This window comes from Okeania sp. SIO2B9 (genome assembly GCF_010672505.1).
Lineage (GTDB): Bacteria > Cyanobacteriota > Cyanobacteriia > Cyanobacteriales > Microcoleaceae > Okeania > Okeania hirsuta.
Map to the genome: position 1 here is coordinate 1 of NZ_JAAHGK010001135.1, position 2,497 is coordinate 2,497.

At 34.5% G+C, this 2,497-nt stretch carries 3 protein-coding genes; all 3 read left to right on the forward strand.

The genetic code is table 11. The features are described 5' to 3' along the window. The first annotated feature begins 314 nt into the window (after positions 1–314). The 3 genes from F6K13_RS28150 to F6K13_RS28160 all read left to right on the forward strand — a co-directional run bounded on the left by F6K13_RS28150 (position 315) and on the right by F6K13_RS28160 (position 2,328). Positions 315–509 (forward strand): hypothetical protein, encoded by a 195-nt coding sequence (locus F6K13_RS28150; RefSeq protein WP_124143097.1) that lies wholly within the window; start codon positions 315–317, stop codon positions 507–509. Between the two features lie 130 nt (positions 510–639). Further along, positions 640–1,125, forward strand: a complete 486-nt coding sequence (locus F6K13_RS28155; protein ID WP_287289151.1) for a DUF2752 domain-containing protein — start codon at positions 640–642, stop codon at positions 1,123–1,125. 414 nt (positions 1,126–1,539) lie between these two features. Then, the gene (locus F6K13_RS28160) at positions 1,540–2,328 is read left to right on the forward strand and encodes a DUF3598 family protein (protein WP_287289153.1); all 789 of its coding nucleotides are present in this window, start codon (positions 1,540–1,542) and stop codon (positions 2,326–2,328) included. The last annotated feature ends 169 nt before the right edge of the window (positions 2,329–2,497 follow it).

The window sequence follows — 2,497 nt, forward strand, 5'->3', positions numbered from 1 at the left end:
GCGATGAAGTGATCGTGGAAGGGCCTCTAAAGTTTTTTCAACAAAGGAAGTATTCAACAATTAATAATTAATTATTAATTATTCGGTAATACTAATGTAAGTATTCAGCTCTTAGTAGTCAGCACTTCCCTGCGGGATACTACGCAAATAGCAAATAATGAATAATTACTTCTCAGGTTGAAGGAGCATACATTGGCAGTAACTTTTAATTCTCTCTCAATTTTTCAATTGCTTTGACTGTCTACTCTCATAAATAGCTGAATGCTGAATGCTGAATGCTTACATATTAATTAACTACAGGAGTAATTTGAACAATGCTAAAACTTAAATACAGAAAAGTAATTTTTTTGATTCTTATTGCTATTCTTGCAGGGGGATCGATGGCTGCTTATTCTCAATCAGAAACTAATTTTTTGCTCAAAACAGTAGAGTTAGTTATGTTTCAACAAGTAGCGACAATTGTAATTTATCTCAGTTGTTTTGGTTGGGATATATTGCGTAGTCGTTAACGAAGTCAGAAGTTACCCTACCCCTAAACCCTCTCAGGACGGGAAATAGAGGATGTGAGGAACTCTCCAAAAATATTTGGCCTTAAAAGGTAGGGTTGCGCAACCCAATTATTTTGATAAATAAGTTGAAATGCAAAAGTTTTCTGAATTTTTATCTGATAAAGAGCGATATCAGCGATATGTTTATCTAGCGATCGCTCTTTTTCCTATTATTGGCAGCTACTTTTTGAATTTTGGGCTGAAGATACCATTTATAGGATGTCCACTGTTACGTTTTATAGGTATTCCTTGCCCTGGATGGGGGTTAACCCGCTCCCTGATGGCATTTGCACGAGGAAATTTGAGTCAGGCGATCGCTTATCATTTATTTGGGCCTGTATTTTTTGTTGTGTTTATAATTGCAATTTTACATATTGTTTTGGAATTAATAAATAATCGAAAAATCCGAACATTTTATGTACTTTTAATTCAAAATCATCATTTTCAGATTTTTTGTTTTCTAGTTTTATTTGGTTATCATGGAACACGACTACAAGAGTTGTGGAAAACTGGAGAAATTTATAATTTTTTGATTCATTCCACCCTGGGAAATTGGTTATTTGGGGTTATTAGTTAAGTGTGGGGACTGTAGGGAGATGGTGAATTTGGAGGTAAATTTCCATCTTTTTCCCCTATTCTATTTCTCTAGTGCAGAATGGCAGAAATAACTAACCAGTTAAAAAATCCTAAAAGCTTTACCAAGGAATACTTTTGACCTTTAACTTCCGCGTGGGAACGGGTAAGATGCTCATTCCACAAAACTATTAAAATCATCCCGCATTTATGCAACGCCTAATATGAAATATAAAAAAGAATGCTACGAATAATTTAGCTGGTTAAAAAACTTTACTGAAAAATCGTGGTCTAAAGCCTCCCATTTTTTTATTGGCATATTTGAAAATGGGTTTTTCTGTTGTGAATGTGGAGTATCGACGGAAGTAATTTACTATTTGATATAATTTCTCTAGTCAAACAAAATAATTAATTAGCAATGAATCTACAAGAACAAAATTGGACTAACCTATTCGGAAATCATACCCCAGAAGGAATAGCTTGGTATGGTATTTGGACTAGATATTCTCTAGAATTAGAAGTTATAAACTCTTTTCAAGGTATCAGAAAATTCTCAGCTAATCAGGATAAAACAGTAATTACTCACCACAATAGCTATACTTATGCTGATGGTAGTACAGAAGAAAAACAATGGCAAATAGAGAAAGAAATTGCTAATAAACCAGATGGAATCATTCATCCGGCATTTCAATCAATGAGGACATTATCTTTCAGTAAAGAAGCCAAAACTTGGATGTGCCCACAATTAAAAATAGGGTATCGTTTTGGTTGTGAATTATTTTTCCAGCATCAAAATTTTCGGACTAGCGTTGCTTCTATGTATGGAGAGAATGGAGAACTAGCAGGACTTACACAAATTCGCGAGCATCTCAATAGTTATCCTGACCAAAAACCAGGAGCAGAATTAAAGAATATATCAGGAAATTGGGTGGGAAAAAAACAGTCTCTGACACCAGATTTACAAATTTCTCAAGAACCAGAACCGACAGAACTTAAGTTAGATCCAACTGCAGGTAAAAATCCAACATTTTTTCTACCTGATGGTATAGTTATAAATGTTCCTGAAAAGGTAAAAATAGGAGAAGAATTTGAACTGGTAGTAGGTAAGATGGTAATTGAAAATAAGTATAAACGAATGATTATTAAATACGATAAAGATGGCAAATTTATTCAGTTAATTTCTGAAGTATTTGACCAGAAAAATTAAACTAAAAAAATAGTGGTAGGTCATTTCAGTTATTAGTTATCATTTTCTTTGTGGGTTTAATACCCCACCGTCAACGGGGGTGTTCAAAATTACTTGGGGGAGCGTAGACGCGGAGCGGCCCTTCGTTGACTATCCCCATGTAATTTTCCTCCTGTCTCCTGTCTCCTGT